A 16,100-nucleotide genomic window follows, 5' to 3' on the forward strand; every position below is an offset into this window, starting at 1 on the left:
ATTGGACGTGATGAGGTGCTTCCAATTTTGATAAAAGAACTAAATCTCTAAAAGCGATAGCTTGCTACTGATTAAATCAACACTTATATAGAAAAAATAAGAAGCGAAGTTTCTTTCTCAAGGAAGATTCGCTTCTCACATTTTGCAAGCCTTTTAAAGGAGTGATAAAATGTATAAAAAAGTGGAAGATAGGAAAATTTGAAAAAACATATCAAGAACAATCTTTCTTCGGGATTATTTTGTACTCTTATTTTGATTATCTTAAGCAAACATATAAGGATAAAGAAGATAAAAAGATTAACTTAGTTTTTAAATATTATCAGGGAATTCAAAAAATACTCAACGGAAATCTTGAGAATGTTGGCAACACTGGCTCATTGGATAAGTATGAGATTATAAATAAAGAGAAATGGTTATCAGTATCTTCAGAAATAAATAAATTCGATGAAGATTTTAAAGAGCAATATGGTAGTCAGTTTGCAACAACAGAAAGTAGATAGCTAATGCTGTTCGCTTTTGAACACTACTAGATGCTTTTAACTTATTGAGATGTCTGGGTAATTTTGATGAATATGGCAAAACGATTCTTATGGTAAAAAAGTTATTAGAATAAAATAAAGTTATCATTACTAAAGAAGCATCTGTTAATAACAGGTGCTTTTTGCACGGGTATTTTTAACAAGGAAACATATATTAGCTACACTTGGGTTTGTGATGAAAATGACTTTTAGAGAAGGTTCTAATAAAAAAATTTAATATATATATATAAACGTAACAGTTAATATATACATTTCATGAGTATGCTGTGAAGTACGTTGATTAAAAGGAGGGAAATATATGTTTTTTAACACTACGGTACAACATGAAAATTTGAGGGCGAAAATCAGAGAGTTTGCAGAAGAGGAGGTTAAACCTATTGCATTTATGCTGGATCAGGAAAATAAATTCCCATCAGAAGCCATTCATAAGTTGGCTAATATGGGCATGATGGGAATACCATATTCGAAGGAGTACGGCGGAGCTGGTCTGGATATAATCAGCTATGCAATAGCCGTAGAAGAGTTATCAAGAGTGGACGGTGGTACAGGCGTAATACTTTCTGCTCATACATCTTTGGGAGCATATCCAATTGCCGCATATGGAACGGAAGATCAGAAAAAGAAATACTTAGTCCCACTGGCAAAAGGAGAAAAGCTTGGTGCATTCGGGCTCACCGAGGAAAATGCTGGTAGTGACGCCGGAGGTACGGAGACTACTGCTGTCTTAGAAGGTGATTATTATATTTTAAATGGTGAAAAAATATTTATTACTAACGCAGGTGAGGCTGAAATTTACATTGTTTTTGCAGTTACTACACCGAATACAGGTACTCGTGGTATCAGTGCATTTATTGTGGAGAAGGGCTGGGAAGGCTTTAGTTTTGGCAAACATTACGACAAGATGGGTATTCGCTCTTCTGCTACTGCACAGCTAATTTTCAACGACGTGAAAGTCCCTAAGGAAAATCTATTGGGTAAGGAGGGCGAAGGTTTCAAGATTGCTATGTCCACCTTGGATGGTGGTCGTATTGGTATTGCGGCTCAGGCTCTCGGTATCGCACAAGGTGCTTATGAGCATGCACTTGAATATTCAAAAGAAAGAGTTCAATTTGGAAAACCTATCTGCCAGCAACAAATTATAGCATTTAAGTTGGCCGATATGGCGACAAAGCTTAGGGCGGCTAGATTGCTTGTTTACAGTGCAGCAGAGTTGAAAGAAAATCATGAGCGTTATAGTATGGAAGCAGCTATGGCGAAACAATATGCTTCTGACGTTTGCATTGAAATTGTCAACGATGCTCTTCAAATATTTGGCGGAAGCGGCTATCTGAAAGGAATGGAAGTTGAGCGTGCTTACAGAGATGCTAAGATTTGTACAATATATGAAGGAACCAATGAGATTCAGCGTATAGTTATTTCTTCCCAAATTATTGGTAGGATGCCGAAGATTGAGCGTGCAGATAAAGCTTCTCAACATGGACCTGAGACAGGTTATCGCAAAAAAGTGATTTTTAATAAAGGAACTCCTGAAGAAAGAGTTAATGCACTTGTGGAAGCTCTTAAGGCAGAGGGCTATGATTTCACCGTTGGAATACCTCTGGATACTCCTATCAGTGAGGCTGAAAGAGTAGTCAGTGCAGGTTTAGGCATAGGGGAAAAAGAAAATATGAAGCTTATAGAAGCCTTGGCAGTACAAGCCGGTGCAGCTATAGGTTCTTCCCGTCCAGTAGCTGAAACGCTTAAATATTTACCACTTAATCGTTATGTTGGTATGTCTGGTCAAAAATTCAACGGAAATCTTTATATTGCCTGCGGTATTTCAGGTGCAGCTCAACATTTGAAGGGTATAAAGGATGCCACTACAGTTGTTGCTATAAACATTGATTCTAATGCGAAAATTTTCAAGAATGCAGACTATGGTATCATTGGAGATTTAATGAAAATATTGCCATTGCTCACTGCCGCTTTAGACAATGGAGAATCAAAGAAAGAGGCGCCGCCAATGAAGAAGATGAAGAGAGCCCTTCAAAAGAAGGAAGTCCCAGCTTGGAAACATTATGTCTGTAATGGATGCGGTTACGAATATGATCCTGGCTTAGGTGATGCTGAAGGTGGAGTACTTCCGGGAACACTCTTTGAAAATCTACCTGAGGAGTGGAGCTGCCCTGCTTGTGGAGAAGAAAAAAATATGTTTATAGAAGGCTAATCTATATAATAAGTAAGCATAATAATGTGTATTTAGCATAAAGGAGGATTAAATCCATGTATTGTGTTAGAAAAATAACAGAAGATCTTTATTGGGTTGGTGGCAACGATCGTCGCCTTGCTCTTTTTGAAAACATTCATCCCATTCCAAGAGGTGTTTCCTATAACTCGTATCTGCTTCTAGATGAGAAAAACGTACTCTTTGACACGGTGGACTGGTCAATTTGCCGTCAGTTCCTTGAGAATGTTCAAGCGCTTCTAGGAGACAGACCTTTAGATTATATGGTAATCAACCATGTGGAGCCAGATCATGCAGCATCTATTGAAGAGATTATTCTTCGTCATCCGAATGTAAAGATTGTATGCACAGAAAAAGCTTCCATGTTTATGCGTCAGTTCGGTTTCCATATTGATGACAAAGTAATCGAAGTCAAAGAAGGCGATACAATGTCCTTTGGAAAGCATAACGTTATGTTTGTGGCTGCTCCAATGGTGCATTGGCCAGAAGCTATGGTAACATATGATACTACAAGCGGAGTACTATTTTCCGCTGATGCCTTCGGAACTTTCGGCGCCTTGGATGGTAAGCTGTTTAATGACGAGATAAACTTTGACCGAGACTGGCTTGACGATGCTAGAAGGTATTATACAAACATTGTAGGCAAGTACGGTCCTCATGTTCAGCTTCTGCTAAAGAAGGCTAGCAGTCTAGACATCAAGGTTATCTGTCCACTGCACGGACCGGTATGGCATAATGATTTCGGGTACTTGCTAGATAAGTATGATAAGTGGAGTCGTTATGAGCCTGAGGAAAAGGGAGTAATGATTGTTTATGGAACAATGTACGGCAATACAGAGGCCGCCGCTAATGATTTGGCAACAAGGTTAGTAAAAAAGGGAATGACAAATGTGGTTATGTATGACGTTTCAAAAACTCATGTTTCCTATTTGATTTCCGAGACATTCAAGTATAGTAATGTGGTTCTTGCTTGTGTAACTTACAACTTGAAGATTTATCCACCGATGCTGAATTATATAATAGATATGAAGGCATTAAACCTTCAAAAACGTACTTTCGCTCTAATAGAAAATGGCTCGTGGGCTCCTCAATCTGGCAAATTGATGCGTGGACTTTTGGAAGAGATGAAAGAAATGACTATTTTAGACAATGGGATGTCATTGAACTCTAGCATGAAGGATGATGACGCGAATTCAATGGAGGATCTTGCTGACAGCATTATCCAGTCAATGAAGTGATTTTAGAAAAACATAAATTTTGGACCGACTCATGAAACAAACTCGTGAGTCGGTCCTTTCCATCATACATATACGATCGCCCATAAATGGCTTAACTAGCTTTTAACACCGTATTATTCAATCTATCAATAAAGACGTAAGGATTCTGGAGCATTGTAGTCTGAAGGGTATAACAAGAAAGAAGTTGACGCAATATAGTAATAAAATATAAAAATGGAGCAATCAGACCTGTAAATATAAATAGTGCAGCTACTACAGTAGAGAATTATAAAAGGCTGAAAGGGTATAGTGTCATAGTAATTATATGGTAAAATGTAATTATTAATCAAGTTATCTAATAAAGGAGGAATAAAGCATGTTGTTATTTGCAATTATTGGTATATTTTCAGCGATAGGTATTCGAATTGGAATTGTTAAGAACAACAAAAAGCTATTAAAAACCTCTTTGATAGTATTATTGGTGGATGTTGCTCTTTTTATAATAGGCTCCATTATGTATGCGATGTATGAGTGATAATAGTGTTCTATTTAGCATTACTATTTTATTAACAGTATTAATAAGTATTAATTAAAGTAATATTTACGTCGTCATCTTCTTAAAAGATGGCATTTTTATTTCTTAGTTTTGTGACGAATAGTAATTTATAGCCAATTAAAATTCATACGAATTTTTGATTAAAGATAGTAAGCTAAATTAATATTAAAAAAATAAATTTATAAGTATGTTATTTTTAGTAGTATCAATTTTTGAATTTTTTATCCCATTGTGCATTTAATGATTGTGAGGTGAAAGAAATGAATGCAATAAATATAGCGAATCTTAGAAAATCCTTTGATGGGCAGACTAATGCATTGAATAATATAAGCCTAAGTATACCTAGGGGTGAGATATTTGGCTTTCTTGGTCCGAATGGCTCCGGAAAAACTACTACTGTTAGAATTCTCAATGGAATTCTTTCAGCAACTTCAGGCCAGGCTGAAATCTTAGGAAAACCTGTTAAGGAAAATACCCCTGAGCTTCATAGGCTCTGTGGAGTTATGACCGAGAGTGCTTCCTGCTATGAAAACCTTACTGCTGAGCAAAATTTAATATTTTTTGGAAAAATGTATGGTATGGAAGAAAATCTGGTTAAAGAACGTACCAATTCCATATTGAAAAAGCTAGAATTATTAGATGTAAAGGATAGGAAGGTAAAAGCTTTCAGTACAGGAATGAGAAAGAGAATTTCCTTAGCCATTGCTCTCGTTCACAGTCCTCAGGTTTTATTTCTTGATGAGCCTACTTCCGGCTTGGATCCGGAAAATGCACTTAATGTCACAAGACTTATAAAAGAACTTACAGAAGAAAATGAAGTTACAATTTTTCTTTGTACCCATCAATTAAAATATGCGGAAGATATATGTACACTTTATGGTTTTATAAATAAAGGTAATATACTGGGCTTCGGTACTTTTGATGAACTTGCTTCAAAGAAAAACGCCAGCCTTCAATTAAAAATTAGAGGAAAAAATATTTCTGAGAAGCTTGGTTTTCTTCATGAGGATAATAATTTATACAGCAAGCTTATTTCAGGAGACAAAGAAGTGACCCCTCTTCTTCAAAGTATATTGACAAACGGCGGGGAAATTTATGAGGTTGTACAACAAAAATGGTCCTTGGAACAATTGTACTTTAAGTATATAAAAGGCATATCTGATGATGCAACGCTATAAGAACGGAGGGGTTTAATATGAATAGAAGTGAAAAAGCATTAATCTATAAAGATTTAAATGAAATAACAAGCGCAAAGCAGGTAATTCTACCAATGACTATTGTACCGATTATTCTGATTGTAATCATACCTTTGGGTCTACTGATAGGTGCCAATTTTATTGGAAATGACTCAAGTATGATAAGAGAGTTTGGACCTCTTATCAAAAAATTACCCTCCGAGTATATGATATATACTCCTGCCCAACTTTTAATAAAAATTGTTATAAACTATATGTTTCCATCATACTTCCTTATAATTCCCATAATGTGTTCAGGAATTATTGGAGCAAGTAGTTTTGTAGGCGAAAAAGAACACAAAACACTTGAGACACTACTTTACACACCAATATCTATGGAACAGCTGCTAAGGGCAAAAATTTTAGGGGTTTTTATACCCGCTTATATTATAACTCTAATTTCCTTTGTACTCTTTGGTATTATAGTAAATATAGGCGGCTTCATCCATTTTAAAGGGCTTATTTTCCCTGATATAAAATGGCTCATAATCATACTTTGGATTTCACCTGCAGTTAATTTACTATCCTTAATCTTTACGGTGATGGTATCCGCAAAGTCAAAAACCTTTCAAGAATCCCAACAGGTAAGTGGTCTTCTTGTTCTTCCTGTAATTCTCATATTGGTAGGTCAGATGACCGGTGTGCTTATGCTCAGTAACCTTGTTATGTTTATAGCAGGTATGGTTCTCTTTATAATTGATTATATATTAATAAAAAGGATTTCCTCAAAATTTATTCCTGAGAAACTGATTTAAACATAAGTTGTTGGTCTTTGATGGGGTTTAGCTAAGTTGCAAGGTCAAACTTTATTGCGGCAATTCTTGTGCATATCATATTATTATGTTTTAAATATTTTTAAAAAAGTTTTTAAATTGAATGTAGTGGAAAAAGCATCCGTTATTTATTCAAATGCTGGAAATCTAATTATCTCAATTGTTATATTGAATATCATCTGTTACATTGTTTGTATCCATAAAAGGCCTAGTCACCGAAGTTGGTGGACTGATGAATAAGATTTTAGAAAAGAGGAATTAAATCCATTTGGATACGTAGTTGACTTGTTGAAATAGATGTACAGTAATAGTGTTAAAATGAAATGCACTCTGCGAATTCTCGATTTCGGGAATCCACAGAGTGCATTTGTTGTAAAAATTATTATCAATAGTTCTATTTTTCATCTAAATATTTATGATATTCCGCAGGAACATTCTCTGTTTTCATATTATCGTGAACGGCGCATGTTCCGGCTTTTTTTGCGGTTTCATAATACCAGCATTTGTAATTTAACATATCCAGCATATTTTGCATTTCTTTCATCTGCTTTATCACAGAATCTCGCTGTAATTCTATGATAGATAGGCGCTCATCTATCTTGGAATCGCCTTCCATGCAGCAGTCAATAAAATGTTTGATGTCCTTGATGGGCATACCTGTTTTTTTCAAGCATTCAATAATTTTTAACCATGACATATCTTCATCTTTGAACATGCGTATACCGCCACTGGAGCGTTCTACAAATGGAAGTAATCCCTCTTTATCATAATATCTTAATGTTGAAGCAGCAACGTTAAGTTGCTTTGCCGCTTCACCGACTGTATAAATCATTCTATTTCCTCCAAAATAATTTTATAAAAAGCATTGACTTAAAGTTAACTTTAAGTTGTAGAATTGTATCTAACTTATTAGTTAGAGTTTAACACAAACAATATTATGAATTCAATGGAGGAATTAATAAGCGCTATGTCCTTTATGAATTTCCCTTTGATGAACTATATCAAATCAATCTCGCCAAGACCAATTTTGTTTATCATTGGTGAACATGCGCATCCTAGATATTTTAGTGAAGATGCATACGAAATGGCTGCTGAGCCTAAAGAATTGTATGTGGTTCCTGATGCTGGTGATGTGGATCTCTACGATAAAATAGATTTAATTCCCTTTGATAAGTTAGAATCATTTTTTACAGAAAATATGTAAATGGATATTGCACTGATGTCAAAAAACGCATTGTATTAAAGTTAACCTTAAGGTAGAGAACTATATCGAACTCAATGGTTAAACTTTAATACAAGCAATATTTTAATTCAATAAAAGTCTTATTGATAAGGAGGGTACCAATGGATATACATGATTTCTTAGCGCACTTGAACCGAGGTGAAGCGGTTGAGGGTGATTCGAAAATGCACCGAATGATGCACAATGTCTCGCATGAGGCGTTGAAATTAACTGCTGATCTGAACGGACATTATCATACTCTGGAAGAAATTCGGGAACTGTTTTTCATGCTAATTGGTAAAACGGTAGACAAAACATTTGCTATGTTACCTCCTTTTTATACGGACTACAGAAAGAACATCTCTGTGGGCAAGAATGTATTTATCAATTCGGGCTGCCGTTTTCAAGACCAGGTCGGCATTACAATTGGCGATGGTGCTCTCGTTGGGCACAATTTGTGTTCTATGTAGGATGGCCTATGCATGGGCAGCGTTTGCATTGGCCAAAGAAGTATACGTTGAATAATCAGCGAAGTGAATAATGAATGGAGAGGTGGCTATCATATGGAAAGAAAAGAAATAGAAAACGTATCTGATTTTATATTGGGCGAGGAAAATGTAGCATTTGCGTCATATTTTATTGGAAAAAGCTACTTAAGCCTCTTGAATGATAAGGAAGTAGGAATCTTTAATGTTACCTTTGAACCGGGATGCCGTAACAATTGGCATATTCATCATGGCTGCGGACAGATACTGATTTGTGCGGGTGGACATGGCTGGTATCAAGAATACGGGAAAGATGCTCGGCTTTTGAAAAGCGGTGATGTAGTGTATATCGCACCGGAGATTAAACACTGGCATGGCGCTGTGAATGATGAAGCATTTACACATCTGTCCTTATCAGTTCCGACGAAAGGTTCAAGCAATGAATAGTGTGAACCTGTAACGGATGAGGAATATAGTAAACTGAAATAAATCAAAATGAGTAGATAGACCGCCGATTAAGGATAATAAGTTCTTGATCCGTAGTTTTTTGCTTTTGACAGATTGAAAAGTTCATAATAGCAAGCCATAATTGTATTATACAATTTGAAGTAGCGGAAATCTCATGTACGGGAAGATAAAGTATAAATGTATCTTGGATATGTCCTCTCAGACTGATTAAAATATACCCTTTATCAAGGAAATTTTAGATAGTTTGGAGGGGATTTTCATATAGGGGTCCGCCACATTAGTGAATATTGAGATGATTTTGTGCTAAGGTTTGGATTTTGCTGAAATTTATACTTGACTATGACGTAAGGTCATAGCGTATTATATATTTATACTCGAAAGTTAATATAGTAAAACTAATAGTTTAGTATTCACAGCAGGTTAAATTGTATTGAGCATATTTAAATATGGAATGAATCATTTATGAACAACTCGATAAATAGGAATTTCACGAAAGGAAATAACATATATGAAGAATACACTGATTGTTTATTATTCACTTTTTGAAAATACAAAGAATTTAGCGTTAGAAATAGCAAAACAGACTGGTGGAGCTATAAGAGAATTAATTCCTGATAAAAATTATTCCTTTGATTATAATACTGCCGTTAAAGAGGTAAGGAATCAAATTGCTCGAGGATTTTGCCCTAACCTAGTATCTGGAAATGAGCCGATAGATGATTATCAGACAATATTTATAGGTACACCGAACTGGCTTAAAACATTTGCCCCTCCAGTCATGAGCTTCATTAAGCAACATGATTTTACAGGTAAAACGATAATTCCATTCTGTACTCATGGAGGCGGTGGATTTTGCCAAATTGAAAATGATATAGCTAGAGAGTGCTCAAAATCTATCATTCTACCTGGTATCGCTGTAAATGGTATTGTTGCATCTGGAGAGGTTACAAAATGGCTTGAGACAATTAGAGACGAATTATAGACAGGAGACAAGGATTTTAGAATGAAGAAACTATTTTTAACCGTTAAGGATATTGTTCAGATAACAGGAATAACTCCAAGAACATTACATTATTACGATAAAATAAATCTATTAAAGCCAAGTCGTAAGTCAGAAAATGGTTATAGAGTTTATGATAGAAATGATTTAGAAAACCTTCAAACGATTTTGTTTTTTAAGGAGATGGATTTAACTTTAAAAGAAATATCAAATATTATGCAGCTTACAAAACAAGAACAACATAAGATATTAGAAATGCATTACCAAACTTTAATATTAAAGCAACAGAGATTAGGAACAATTATTAATGCATTAGAAGATTACCTATCGGGTGAAGAGCTATTTAACTTGAATATATTTAACAATTCAACAGTTCTACCGTTACAGGAGCAGTATGATCGTGAAGCCAAAATATTGTATGGTGAAACAGAGAAATACAAAGAGTATGAGAGAAACCTAGAAAAACTGACTAATGATGAGAAAGTAGAGTTATATTATGAATTTGAAAAAAATGCGAAAAAAATATTTAAAGCATTAGCAACATATATTAATGAACCTCCTTCATCTAATGAGGTTCAAAAATTAATTACAGAATGGAAAACTCACTTAGAGCAATATATGGTTTGTGATAAAGACATACTAGAATGTATTGCAAATACATACAAATCTGATAACAGATTTAAAAAGTACTTCAACCAATTCAGTGATAAGGATTTGAGTGATTTCCTTTATCACGCAATCATGTACTATTGTCAAAAATAGATGAGCTGTTTATGATAGTAAATAGAAAAATTAGGATACTATAGTATTTAATGAATCAGGGCTTGATTTGCTAATCAATGCATATCATTGAATTAGAGGCTGCATATCCTGTTGCAATTGCAGAATTTGCGATGATATCTGGATTAAATGAGCATCTTCAGATGGCAAAGCGAGCATTGAAGATTAAAGATATTTAAAAATAGGCCATATCAGACGGTCTTTAGCCCCCTAATTTTAGGGGGCTATTATATACTCAAATAAGTTTTTAGATATCTTCTATCGGCTGATACACATATAATTCACAATAATTATCTTTTGACATAGATGTATCTATATATTCAAATCTAAAGGTATCGGCAAATTTATAGCCTGATTTAAAAATCCATTTAGAGTATAATTGTACTAATAGTCGGCCTACATGTCTACCATTAATATCATCTGGACTAAAAAAACCAATAAAACGAAATACAACATATTTGTGACTTGGTATAGAAATGCCAGTCATTCCTTTCGGTATTTTAGTCAAATCAGATACTTGTACACTTGGCATGTAATATATGAATCCATTGCTGCTCCAGTCTGTATACCCAAAATACACATGAGGATTTATAACATTATTAATTTCATGTTTATGATTATAAAAAAAGTCCCTTCCGTATGTATTTGCAGTTTTATCACCGGATTTGCTTAATATTTTATGCTTAATACCCGTTAAATTAAATTTTTGTTTAAAAATAAAATGTGGATTATAAGTAATTGAATTTCCTAGAGATAAAATATCGTTAGTATTAATTTTTTCTTTAATTACTAAACTTAATGAACTTTGATCTGATCTTACCTTTAGTGGAGTGCACCCAAAGTTCTTTTTAAAAGCCCTTATATAAGATTGTTCATAATCAAAACCGTAATTTAATGCAATATCTATAATTCTCATATTAGTGTTTATAAGTTCATTAATGCTTGATGTTAGTTTTCGTGATTGAACATATTCAATAATAGACTCTCCTGTTAAGGATTTAAATGATCTATGTAAATAATATTTTGATATTCCAGTATAGGAAGATACGTCATCTAAGGAAATCTTATTATATAAATTATTCTCAATATAATCTACAGTCGCAATGATAGCTTCTTTTAAGTCTTTCATATTTAAAACACCTTTTCTTATTGATAGTTATTTAATTAAAAAGCAATAAATGTTCATTTTAATTAGTATAATCTACTACAATTATATTCAAAGGCGATAGTTAATCAATTCAATTTATTATATCTATTAAAATGAATAAAGTAAATACTATACAAATTAGAAAAGTTTATACTATATAACTTTTTTAAATTAGGAGGTTTCTTTTATATGAATAGAAGAGTAGTTATTACAGGAATGGGATCAGTTACATCTCTTGGAATAGGTGCATATAATCTTTGGCAGTCAATAAAAAGCGGAAAATCTGGAATCAGCATGATTGAAAGAATAGATGTTTCTAATTTACCAACTAAAGTTGGAGCTGAAATAAAGGACTTTGATCCAAGTAACTTTATTGAGAAAAAAGAACTGAGAAGAATGGATAGATTTGCACAATTTGCTCTAGCATCTGCACAAATGGCAATAGAAGATTCAAAAATTGATTTAGAAAAAACAGATAAAGAGCGTATAGGAATAATAATAGGCACAGGTATAGGCGGAATCGAAACTACGCTTTCAGAGCATAGTAAATTTATTGAAAAAGGTTATCGGAAGGTGAGTCCATTTTTAGTACCGATGATGATACCAAACATTGCTTCAGGACTTATAGCAATAAAGTATGGGATTAAAGGATTTAATGAGTGCTCTGTAACAGCCTGCGCTTCCTCTACTAATTCCATAGGTGATTCTTTTAAAGTAATTCAAAGGAATGATGCAGACATAATGATTGCTGGAGGATCAGAGGCACCTATTATAGGATTAACTTTGGCAGGCTTTTGTGCTAGTAAGGCTATGACAGTAAACAATGATCCGGCTACAGCTTGTAGGCCGTTTGACTTGGAGAGGAATGGGTTTGTATTAGGGGAAGGTTCTGGTGTACTTATACTTGAAGAGCTTGAACACGCTCTAAAAAGAGGAGCTAATATTATTGCTGAAATAGTTGGTTATGGATGTACAAATGATGCATTCCATATAACTGCGCCTGCTGAAGGTGGGGAAGGCGCTGCAAGATGTATGAAACTTGCAATTGAAGATGCTGGCATAAATCCTTGTGATATAGGTTACATAAATGCACATGGAACCTCAACGAAACCAAATGATAAAAATGAAACTGCTGCCGTGAAAAGTGTTTTCGGTAGGCATGCATATGAACTTTCAATTAGCTCGACAAAATCTATGTCTGGTCACTTACTAGGAGCATCAGGTGCTATTGAAGCTATTATAACAGCACTGGCGCTCAAGGAGAGTTTTTTACCACCAACAATAAATTATAAAACTCCAGATCCAGAATGTGATTTATACTATATACCTAATGAAGGTAAAGAAGAAAATGTTGCTTATGCTTTGTCTAATTCTTTTGGATTTGGAGGGCATAATGCATCATTAGTTTTAAAATCTTTTAATTAAGTATGCATGTTTATATTGACCTTAGAAGGAATAACTTATTAGCCAGTATATAATTGAAACACAAGAGTTAACAAAAAAATATGGAGATTTTAGAATTAAAGCCAGCAGGAGTGCTGGCCTTAATTAATTTATATATCACTATAAATACTAATTTATATTATTTTCATTCATGCTGAGTAATAATTTATTGATAGATTTATCTAAATGATTATTGTTTGGATAATTTATCCATTCGTCAGAAACTGTAATGTATTTACAGTCATTAGACTTCTTTTTTAAATAAGCATAAATTATTTCAGCCTCATCAATTTCTTCTTTTCCAATATCCACTGAACTTTTTGTAGTTTCATTATTAAAATAATATAGAATTTTAGTTTTGAAAACAGATTTTAATTCTTCTAGATTACAGCTTGCTAGTTCATATTTTTCACTAAAAAGTACTTTATTTCCTCGAATAAGAAAAAGTTTAAGGGTAGTATCATTTAAGTATTCTAATAAAGCAATATTTTTATTTACTTCCGTAAATTCCATAATTTTGGCTTTATTTATTAGGTAATTTACTGCACTTATATAGTCCCTATACTTAGCAGCGGTTTCAAAATCGAATCTTTCTGATGCACTTGTCATTTTATTTTTCATATCTAGGATAATGCTTTTATCAGTACCATCTAGCAGCTTTATTATTTTGTCAAATATAGCAATATACTCGTCCTTAGGAGGATTATCTAAACACATACCAATACACAAGCCCAAAGAATAATTTAAACAAGATGAAGATTTTCGTGAATTATTGCTACATAGAATTTTGCAACTCTCTCTTATACCTTGAACTCCACGTTCTACTGTATTACTCTTTGTGTATGGTCCAAAATAAAGATTTCCATCCTCTTTATTAGCTTCACTAGAGACTTCAATGTCAGGATAGTTTTTATCAATCTTTATCTTTATATAAGAATAAGATTTAGGACTTTTCATTAGCTTATTATATATAGGTTTTATTTCTTTTATTAATTTACACTCTAGCATAAAGGCCTCAAATTCTGTATCAGTAAGTATATACTCAAAGTCTTTCAGGTTTTTAATTAATTTAACGACCTTTGGAGAGCGTGACTCCAGATTCTGAAAATATGATCCAACTCTATTTTTTAGATTTTTCGACTTTCCTACATAAATTATACTATTTAGGGAGTCTTTCATAAGATATACTCCAGGGGATGAAGGAAGGTTTTTAGCCTTTTCTTTTAAGTTCATACTATCACCTCCAAAAACTGCATAACAACTAAATTTTATCATGGAATTTAGTAAATATAAAGCAACCCTTGAAAATTAAAGGGTTGCTATTTTGTCCTCAAAAATTTAGTGGTTTAACAACTAGAGAAGAAATAACTACTACATATGATGAATATGAAGCATCTCAGGTAATTGAGGTTAAAAATGAATCAGTACAACAACTTAAAGAAAAACCACAAACACATATAATGGAAAAGGATCAAAAATCAGCTATTTGGGATATTGCTCAAGCCAAAGGTATGAGTCTAGATGGGTTAAAACAATATACAATGAGAGAACTTGGAACTCCACTAAACAATTTAACCTATGAACAGGCTAATGAATTGCTGAATATGATTAATAAATACTTACCAGATGAAATCCCAACTGTAGAAGCAGAACAGGTAGAACTTACACCAGAGGAGCAGGAAGTATTAAACGAATTTGCAGCAACAGAGGAGGTATAGAGTTGGATTTAAAAACAGTTGAATGTAATAAGTGCGGCAAAGAGATTCAGTTTGATTACACTGAAAACCCTTTTTACATATGTTCATTTTACGGGCATAACGAGGAAGCTGAAATAGATTATGTTGAGGAACAAAGGCAATTAGAGGAAGAAACACTAAGAAGTGTAACACAACCATGTTAGGAGGTGGCAGTATGGATAAAGACTTTAAAACACTAGTAGAAAGCGTAAATACTCAGTTGATTGTATTGCTCAGAAGTGAATACAAAATACATTATGCAGAAAACTTAGAGCTCTTTATTTCTGGAGTTAGGTATGACAGTGAAGATGACATGATAAAGTTTGACCTTCTCGAAGAAAAGTAAAATGCATTCTCGGCAAAGGATGCACACTTAAAGAAACATTCTGGATAAGAGCCTGGCAGCTCTTGTCCTCCAGTATAACATAAATACAAGTGTATACTCAATAATTAGTATATGGACAAACTGAAAAATTTATACGTGGGGAATGTTAGAGAATATATATAAAACTAAAAATTATGAATTAGAAATTTCAGACGCTGAAACTAAGCTGATATTAGCAGAAGAAGTAAAAGTAACTGAGGAAAGATTTTCCGAAATTCCAAATAAATGTCTTGACTTAGGCTTATTTGATAAAAACTTATTTGAAGAATATCAAACATTGACTAGTGAGGCAATAAAAATACGAACAGAGCCTGTTGAAAGTAAAAGGGTACTCAATAAACCTAGTTATGAAAGCAAAAAAGATATCAATAAGGAAGTTTCGGCAGAGATTTCGGCAGGGGTTTCAGATGGAGAAACTATGTCTAAAAGTACACAAAGTAAAGTAAAGGAAAGAAAAGAAGAGAACTCTCTCAGTGAAAAAGCAATAGAGTTATTTAAGTATTACGAGGAATTAAAACCAATGCAAAGTATTACACAACTACATGAAAAAAATACTTAAAGATTGGACCGCGGAAGGCAAAGAAAAGCAGAGGGGAGATAAGCTTAAAGATGGAGATACGTATGAAGTTGAGGTGTACTCAGATAGCAGTAAAAGCTGGAGGTTAGGTGTATATGAAACACGAGAAAGAGCTTTGGAAGTATTAGAAATGATAGAGCGAATATTAATCCTAGGATGTGAGCATGATGATATGAATGGCAGCAGAAGAATACAGAAACAATTTGTATTTTATATGCCAGAGAGTTAACCCAGAAACTGAATAATTTGCGACATAACTATTGAATTTTGAGATACGAACAGTGGTCTTTGAAAATTGAATAATATGGTGTTA

The 16,100-nt window shown here is 33.7% G+C and carries 20 protein-coding genes and 1 pseudogene; 18 read left to right on the forward strand and 3 right to left on the reverse strand.

Translation table 11 applies throughout. The features are described from left to right. The first annotated feature begins 161 nt into the window (after nucleotides 1-161). The 6 genes from AC0N0V_RS07455 to AC0N0V_RS07480 all read left to right on the forward strand — a co-directional run bounded on the left by AC0N0V_RS07455 (nucleotide 162) and on the right by AC0N0V_RS07480 (nucleotide 6,526). On the forward strand, nucleotides 162-500 hold the full coding sequence (locus AC0N0V_RS07455; RefSeq protein WP_474463174.1) for a hypothetical protein: 339 nt from the start codon (nucleotides 162-164) through the stop codon (nucleotides 498-500). Nucleotides 501-837: 337 nt separating this feature from the next. Further along, a complete protein-coding gene (locus tag AC0N0V_RS07460; protein WP_474463175.1) occupies nucleotides 838-2,745 on the forward strand; it encodes an acyl-CoA dehydrogenase family protein in 1,908 nt (635 codons plus the stop codon). A gap of 56 nt (nucleotides 2,746-2,801) precedes the next feature. Next, nucleotides 2,802-4,001, forward strand: coding sequence for an FprA family A-type flavoprotein (locus tag AC0N0V_RS07465; protein ID WP_474463177.1), 1,200 nt, complete (start codon nucleotides 2,802-2,804; stop codon nucleotides 3,999-4,001). A gap of 355 nt (nucleotides 4,002-4,356) precedes the next feature. Then, complete coding sequence (locus AC0N0V_RS07470; protein WP_474463178.1) at nucleotides 4,357-4,515, forward strand: hypothetical protein; 159 nt, start codon at nucleotides 4,357-4,359, stop codon at nucleotides 4,513-4,515. 281 nt (nucleotides 4,516-4,796) lie between these two features. Further along, entirely contained in the window at nucleotides 4,797-5,714 is a 918-nt protein-coding gene (locus tag AC0N0V_RS07475; protein WP_474463179.1) for an ABC transporter ATP-binding protein, read from the forward strand. A gap of 17 nt (nucleotides 5,715-5,731) precedes the next feature. Beyond that, nucleotides 5,732-6,526, forward strand: coding sequence for an ABC transporter permease subunit (locus AC0N0V_RS07480; RefSeq protein ID WP_474463180.1), 795 nt, complete (start codon nucleotides 5,732-5,734; stop codon nucleotides 6,524-6,526). A 412-nt stretch (nucleotides 6,527-6,938) separates the two neighbouring features. Here the strand turns inward: AC0N0V_RS07480 and AC0N0V_RS07485 are convergent, their stop codons facing one another. Next, nucleotides 6,939-7,376: a MerR family transcriptional regulator gene (locus AC0N0V_RS07485; RefSeq protein ID WP_474463182.1), complete on the reverse strand. Its 438-nt coding sequence runs from the start codon at nucleotides 7,374-7,376 to the stop codon at nucleotides 6,939-6,941. A 156-nt stretch (nucleotides 7,377-7,532) separates the two neighbouring features. Here AC0N0V_RS07485 and AC0N0V_RS07490 point away from each other — a divergent pair, with 156 nt between their 5' ends. From AC0N0V_RS07490 to AC0N0V_RS07515, 6 genes and pseudogenes are all read left to right on the forward strand, one after another. Further along, entirely contained in the window at nucleotides 7,533-7,748 is a 216-nt protein-coding gene (locus AC0N0V_RS07490; protein ID WP_474463184.1) for an alpha/beta hydrolase, read from the forward strand. 140 nt (nucleotides 7,749-7,888) lie between these two features. Next, on the forward strand, nucleotides 7,889-8,236 hold the full coding sequence (locus AC0N0V_RS07495; protein WP_474463187.1) for an LbetaH domain-containing protein: 348 nt from the start codon (nucleotides 7,889-7,891) through the stop codon (nucleotides 8,234-8,236). Nucleotides 8,237-8,329: 93 nt separating this feature from the next. Next, complete coding sequence (locus tag AC0N0V_RS07500; RefSeq protein WP_474463189.1) at nucleotides 8,330-8,698, forward strand: cupin domain-containing protein; 369 nt, start codon at nucleotides 8,330-8,332, stop codon at nucleotides 8,696-8,698. Between the two features lie 529 nt (nucleotides 8,699-9,227). Then, nucleotides 9,228-9,701 carry a flavodoxin gene (locus AC0N0V_RS07505; protein ID WP_474463191.1) on the forward strand — a complete coding sequence of 158 codons (474 nt, stop codon included), beginning with the start codon at nucleotides 9,228-9,230 and terminating at the stop codon, nucleotides 9,699-9,701. Nucleotides 9,702-9,722: 21 nt separating this feature from the next. Further along, complete coding sequence (locus tag AC0N0V_RS07510) at nucleotides 9,723-10,481, forward strand: MerR family transcriptional regulator (protein WP_474463193.1); 759 nt, start codon at nucleotides 9,723-9,725, stop codon at nucleotides 10,479-10,481. Between the two features lie 80 nt (nucleotides 10,482-10,561). Next, a pseudogene (locus tag AC0N0V_RS07515) lies at nucleotides 10,562-10,678 on the forward strand (macrolide 2'-phosphotransferase); the annotation flags it as partial. A gap of 68 nt (nucleotides 10,679-10,746) precedes the next feature. Here the strand turns inward: AC0N0V_RS07515 and AC0N0V_RS07520 are convergent. Then, nucleotides 10,747-11,628 (reverse strand): AraC family transcriptional regulator, encoded by an 882-nt coding sequence (locus tag AC0N0V_RS07520; RefSeq protein WP_474463195.1) that lies wholly within the window; start codon nucleotides 11,626-11,628, stop codon nucleotides 10,747-10,749. A 207-nt stretch (nucleotides 11,629-11,835) separates the two neighbouring features. On the opposite strand from AC0N0V_RS07520, the gene fabF reads away from it, so the two are divergent. Beyond that, nucleotides 11,836-13,071, forward strand: a complete 1,236-nt coding sequence (fabF, locus tag AC0N0V_RS07525) for a beta-ketoacyl-ACP synthase II (protein WP_474463197.1) — start codon at nucleotides 11,836-11,838, stop codon at nucleotides 13,069-13,071. Nucleotides 13,072-13,218: 147 nt separating this feature from the next. Here the strand turns inward: fabF and AC0N0V_RS07530 are convergent, their stop codons facing one another. Continuing rightward, nucleotides 13,219-14,322: a GIY-YIG nuclease family protein gene (locus AC0N0V_RS07530; protein ID WP_474463199.1), complete on the reverse strand. Its 1,104-nt coding sequence runs from the start codon at nucleotides 14,320-14,322 to the stop codon at nucleotides 13,219-13,221. A 68-nt stretch (nucleotides 14,323-14,390) separates the two neighbouring features. Here AC0N0V_RS07530 and AC0N0V_RS07535 point away from each other — a divergent pair, with 68 nt between their 5' ends. The 5 genes from AC0N0V_RS07535 (at nucleotide 14,391) to AC0N0V_RS07555 (ending at nucleotide 16,016) form a co-directional block, all read left to right on the forward strand. Next, complete coding sequence (locus AC0N0V_RS07535; protein ID WP_474463201.1) at nucleotides 14,391-14,807, forward strand: hypothetical protein; 417 nt, start codon at nucleotides 14,391-14,393, stop codon at nucleotides 14,805-14,807. A 2-nt stretch (nucleotides 14,808-14,809) separates the two neighbouring features. Continuing rightward, the gene (locus AC0N0V_RS07540; protein WP_474463203.1) at nucleotides 14,810-14,989 is read left to right on the forward strand and encodes a hypothetical protein; all 180 of its coding nucleotides are present in this window, start codon (nucleotides 14,810-14,812) and stop codon (nucleotides 14,987-14,989) included. Nucleotides 14,990-15,000: 11 nt separating this feature from the next. Next, nucleotides 15,001-15,171, forward strand: coding sequence for a hypothetical protein (locus AC0N0V_RS07545; RefSeq protein ID WP_474463205.1), 171 nt, complete (start codon nucleotides 15,001-15,003; stop codon nucleotides 15,169-15,171). Between the two features lie 142 nt (nucleotides 15,172-15,313). Beyond that, nucleotides 15,314-15,769: a DUF4373 domain-containing protein gene (locus AC0N0V_RS07550; protein WP_474463207.1), complete on the forward strand. Its 456-nt coding sequence runs from the start codon at nucleotides 15,314-15,316 to the stop codon at nucleotides 15,767-15,769. After that, nucleotides 15,753-16,016, forward strand: a complete 264-nt coding sequence (locus AC0N0V_RS07555; protein ID WP_474463209.1) for a hypothetical protein — start codon at nucleotides 15,753-15,755, stop codon at nucleotides 16,014-16,016. The genes AC0N0V_RS07550 and AC0N0V_RS07555 overlap by 17 nt, the downstream gene beginning before the upstream one ends. The last annotated feature ends 84 nt before the right edge of the window (nucleotides 16,017-16,100 follow it).

It is taken from the genome of Clostridium sp. CS1-1, from assembly GCF_056135525.1.

What these genes read in the sequence shown, in the direction of transcription:
- AC0N0V_RS07460 (WP_474463175.1), top strand. Translation starts at nt 838, where the DNA reads ATGTTTTTTAACACTACGGTACAACATGAAAATTTGAGGGCGAAAATC.
- AC0N0V_RS07465 (WP_474463177.1), top strand. Translation starts at nt 2,802, where the DNA reads ATGTATTGTGTTAGAAAAATAACAGAAGATCTTTATTGGGTTGGTGGC.
- AC0N0V_RS07470 (WP_474463178.1), top strand. Translation starts at nt 4,357, where the DNA reads ATGTTGTTATTTGCAATTATTGGTATATTTTCAGCGATAGGTATTCGA.
- AC0N0V_RS07475 (WP_474463179.1), top strand. Translation starts at nt 4,797, where the DNA reads ATGAATGCAATAAATATAGCGAATCTTAGAAAATCCTTTGATGGGCAG.
- AC0N0V_RS07480 (WP_474463180.1), top strand. Translation starts at nt 5,732, where the DNA reads ATGAATAGAAGTGAAAAAGCATTAATCTATAAAGATTTAAATGAAATA.
- AC0N0V_RS07485 (WP_474463182.1), bottom strand. Translation starts at nt 7,376, where the DNA reads ATGATTTATACAGTCGGTGAAGCGGCAAAGCAACTTAACGTTGCTGCT.
- AC0N0V_RS07495 (WP_474463187.1), top strand. Translation starts at nt 7,889, where the DNA reads ATGGATATACATGATTTCTTAGCGCACTTGAACCGAGGTGAAGCGGTT.
- AC0N0V_RS07500 (WP_474463189.1), top strand. Translation starts at nt 8,330, where the DNA reads ATGGAAAGAAAAGAAATAGAAAACGTATCTGATTTTATATTGGGCGAG.
- AC0N0V_RS07505 (WP_474463191.1), top strand. Translation starts at nt 9,228, where the DNA reads ATGAAGAATACACTGATTGTTTATTATTCACTTTTTGAAAATACAAAG.
- AC0N0V_RS07510 (WP_474463193.1), top strand. Translation starts at nt 9,723, where the DNA reads ATGAAGAAACTATTTTTAACCGTTAAGGATATTGTTCAGATAACAGGA.
- AC0N0V_RS07520 (WP_474463195.1), bottom strand. Translation starts at nt 11,628, where the DNA reads ATGAAAGACTTAAAAGAAGCTATCATTGCGACTGTAGATTATATTGAG.
- fabF (WP_474463197.1), top strand. Translation starts at nt 11,836, where the DNA reads ATGAATAGAAGAGTAGTTATTACAGGAATGGGATCAGTTACATCTCTT.
- AC0N0V_RS07530 (WP_474463199.1), bottom strand. Translation starts at nt 14,322, where the DNA reads ATGAACTTAAAAGAAAAGGCTAAAAACCTTCCTTCATCCCCTGGAGTA.
- AC0N0V_RS07545 (WP_474463205.1), top strand. Translation starts at nt 15,001, where the DNA reads ATGGATAAAGACTTTAAAACACTAGTAGAAAGCGTAAATACTCAGTTG.
- AC0N0V_RS07550 (WP_474463207.1), top strand. Translation starts at nt 15,314, where the DNA reads ATGTTAGAGAATATATATAAAACTAAAAATTATGAATTAGAAATTTCA.
- AC0N0V_RS07555 (WP_474463209.1), top strand. Translation starts at nt 15,753, where the DNA reads ATGAAAAAAATACTTAAAGATTGGACCGCGGAAGGCAAAGAAAAGCAG.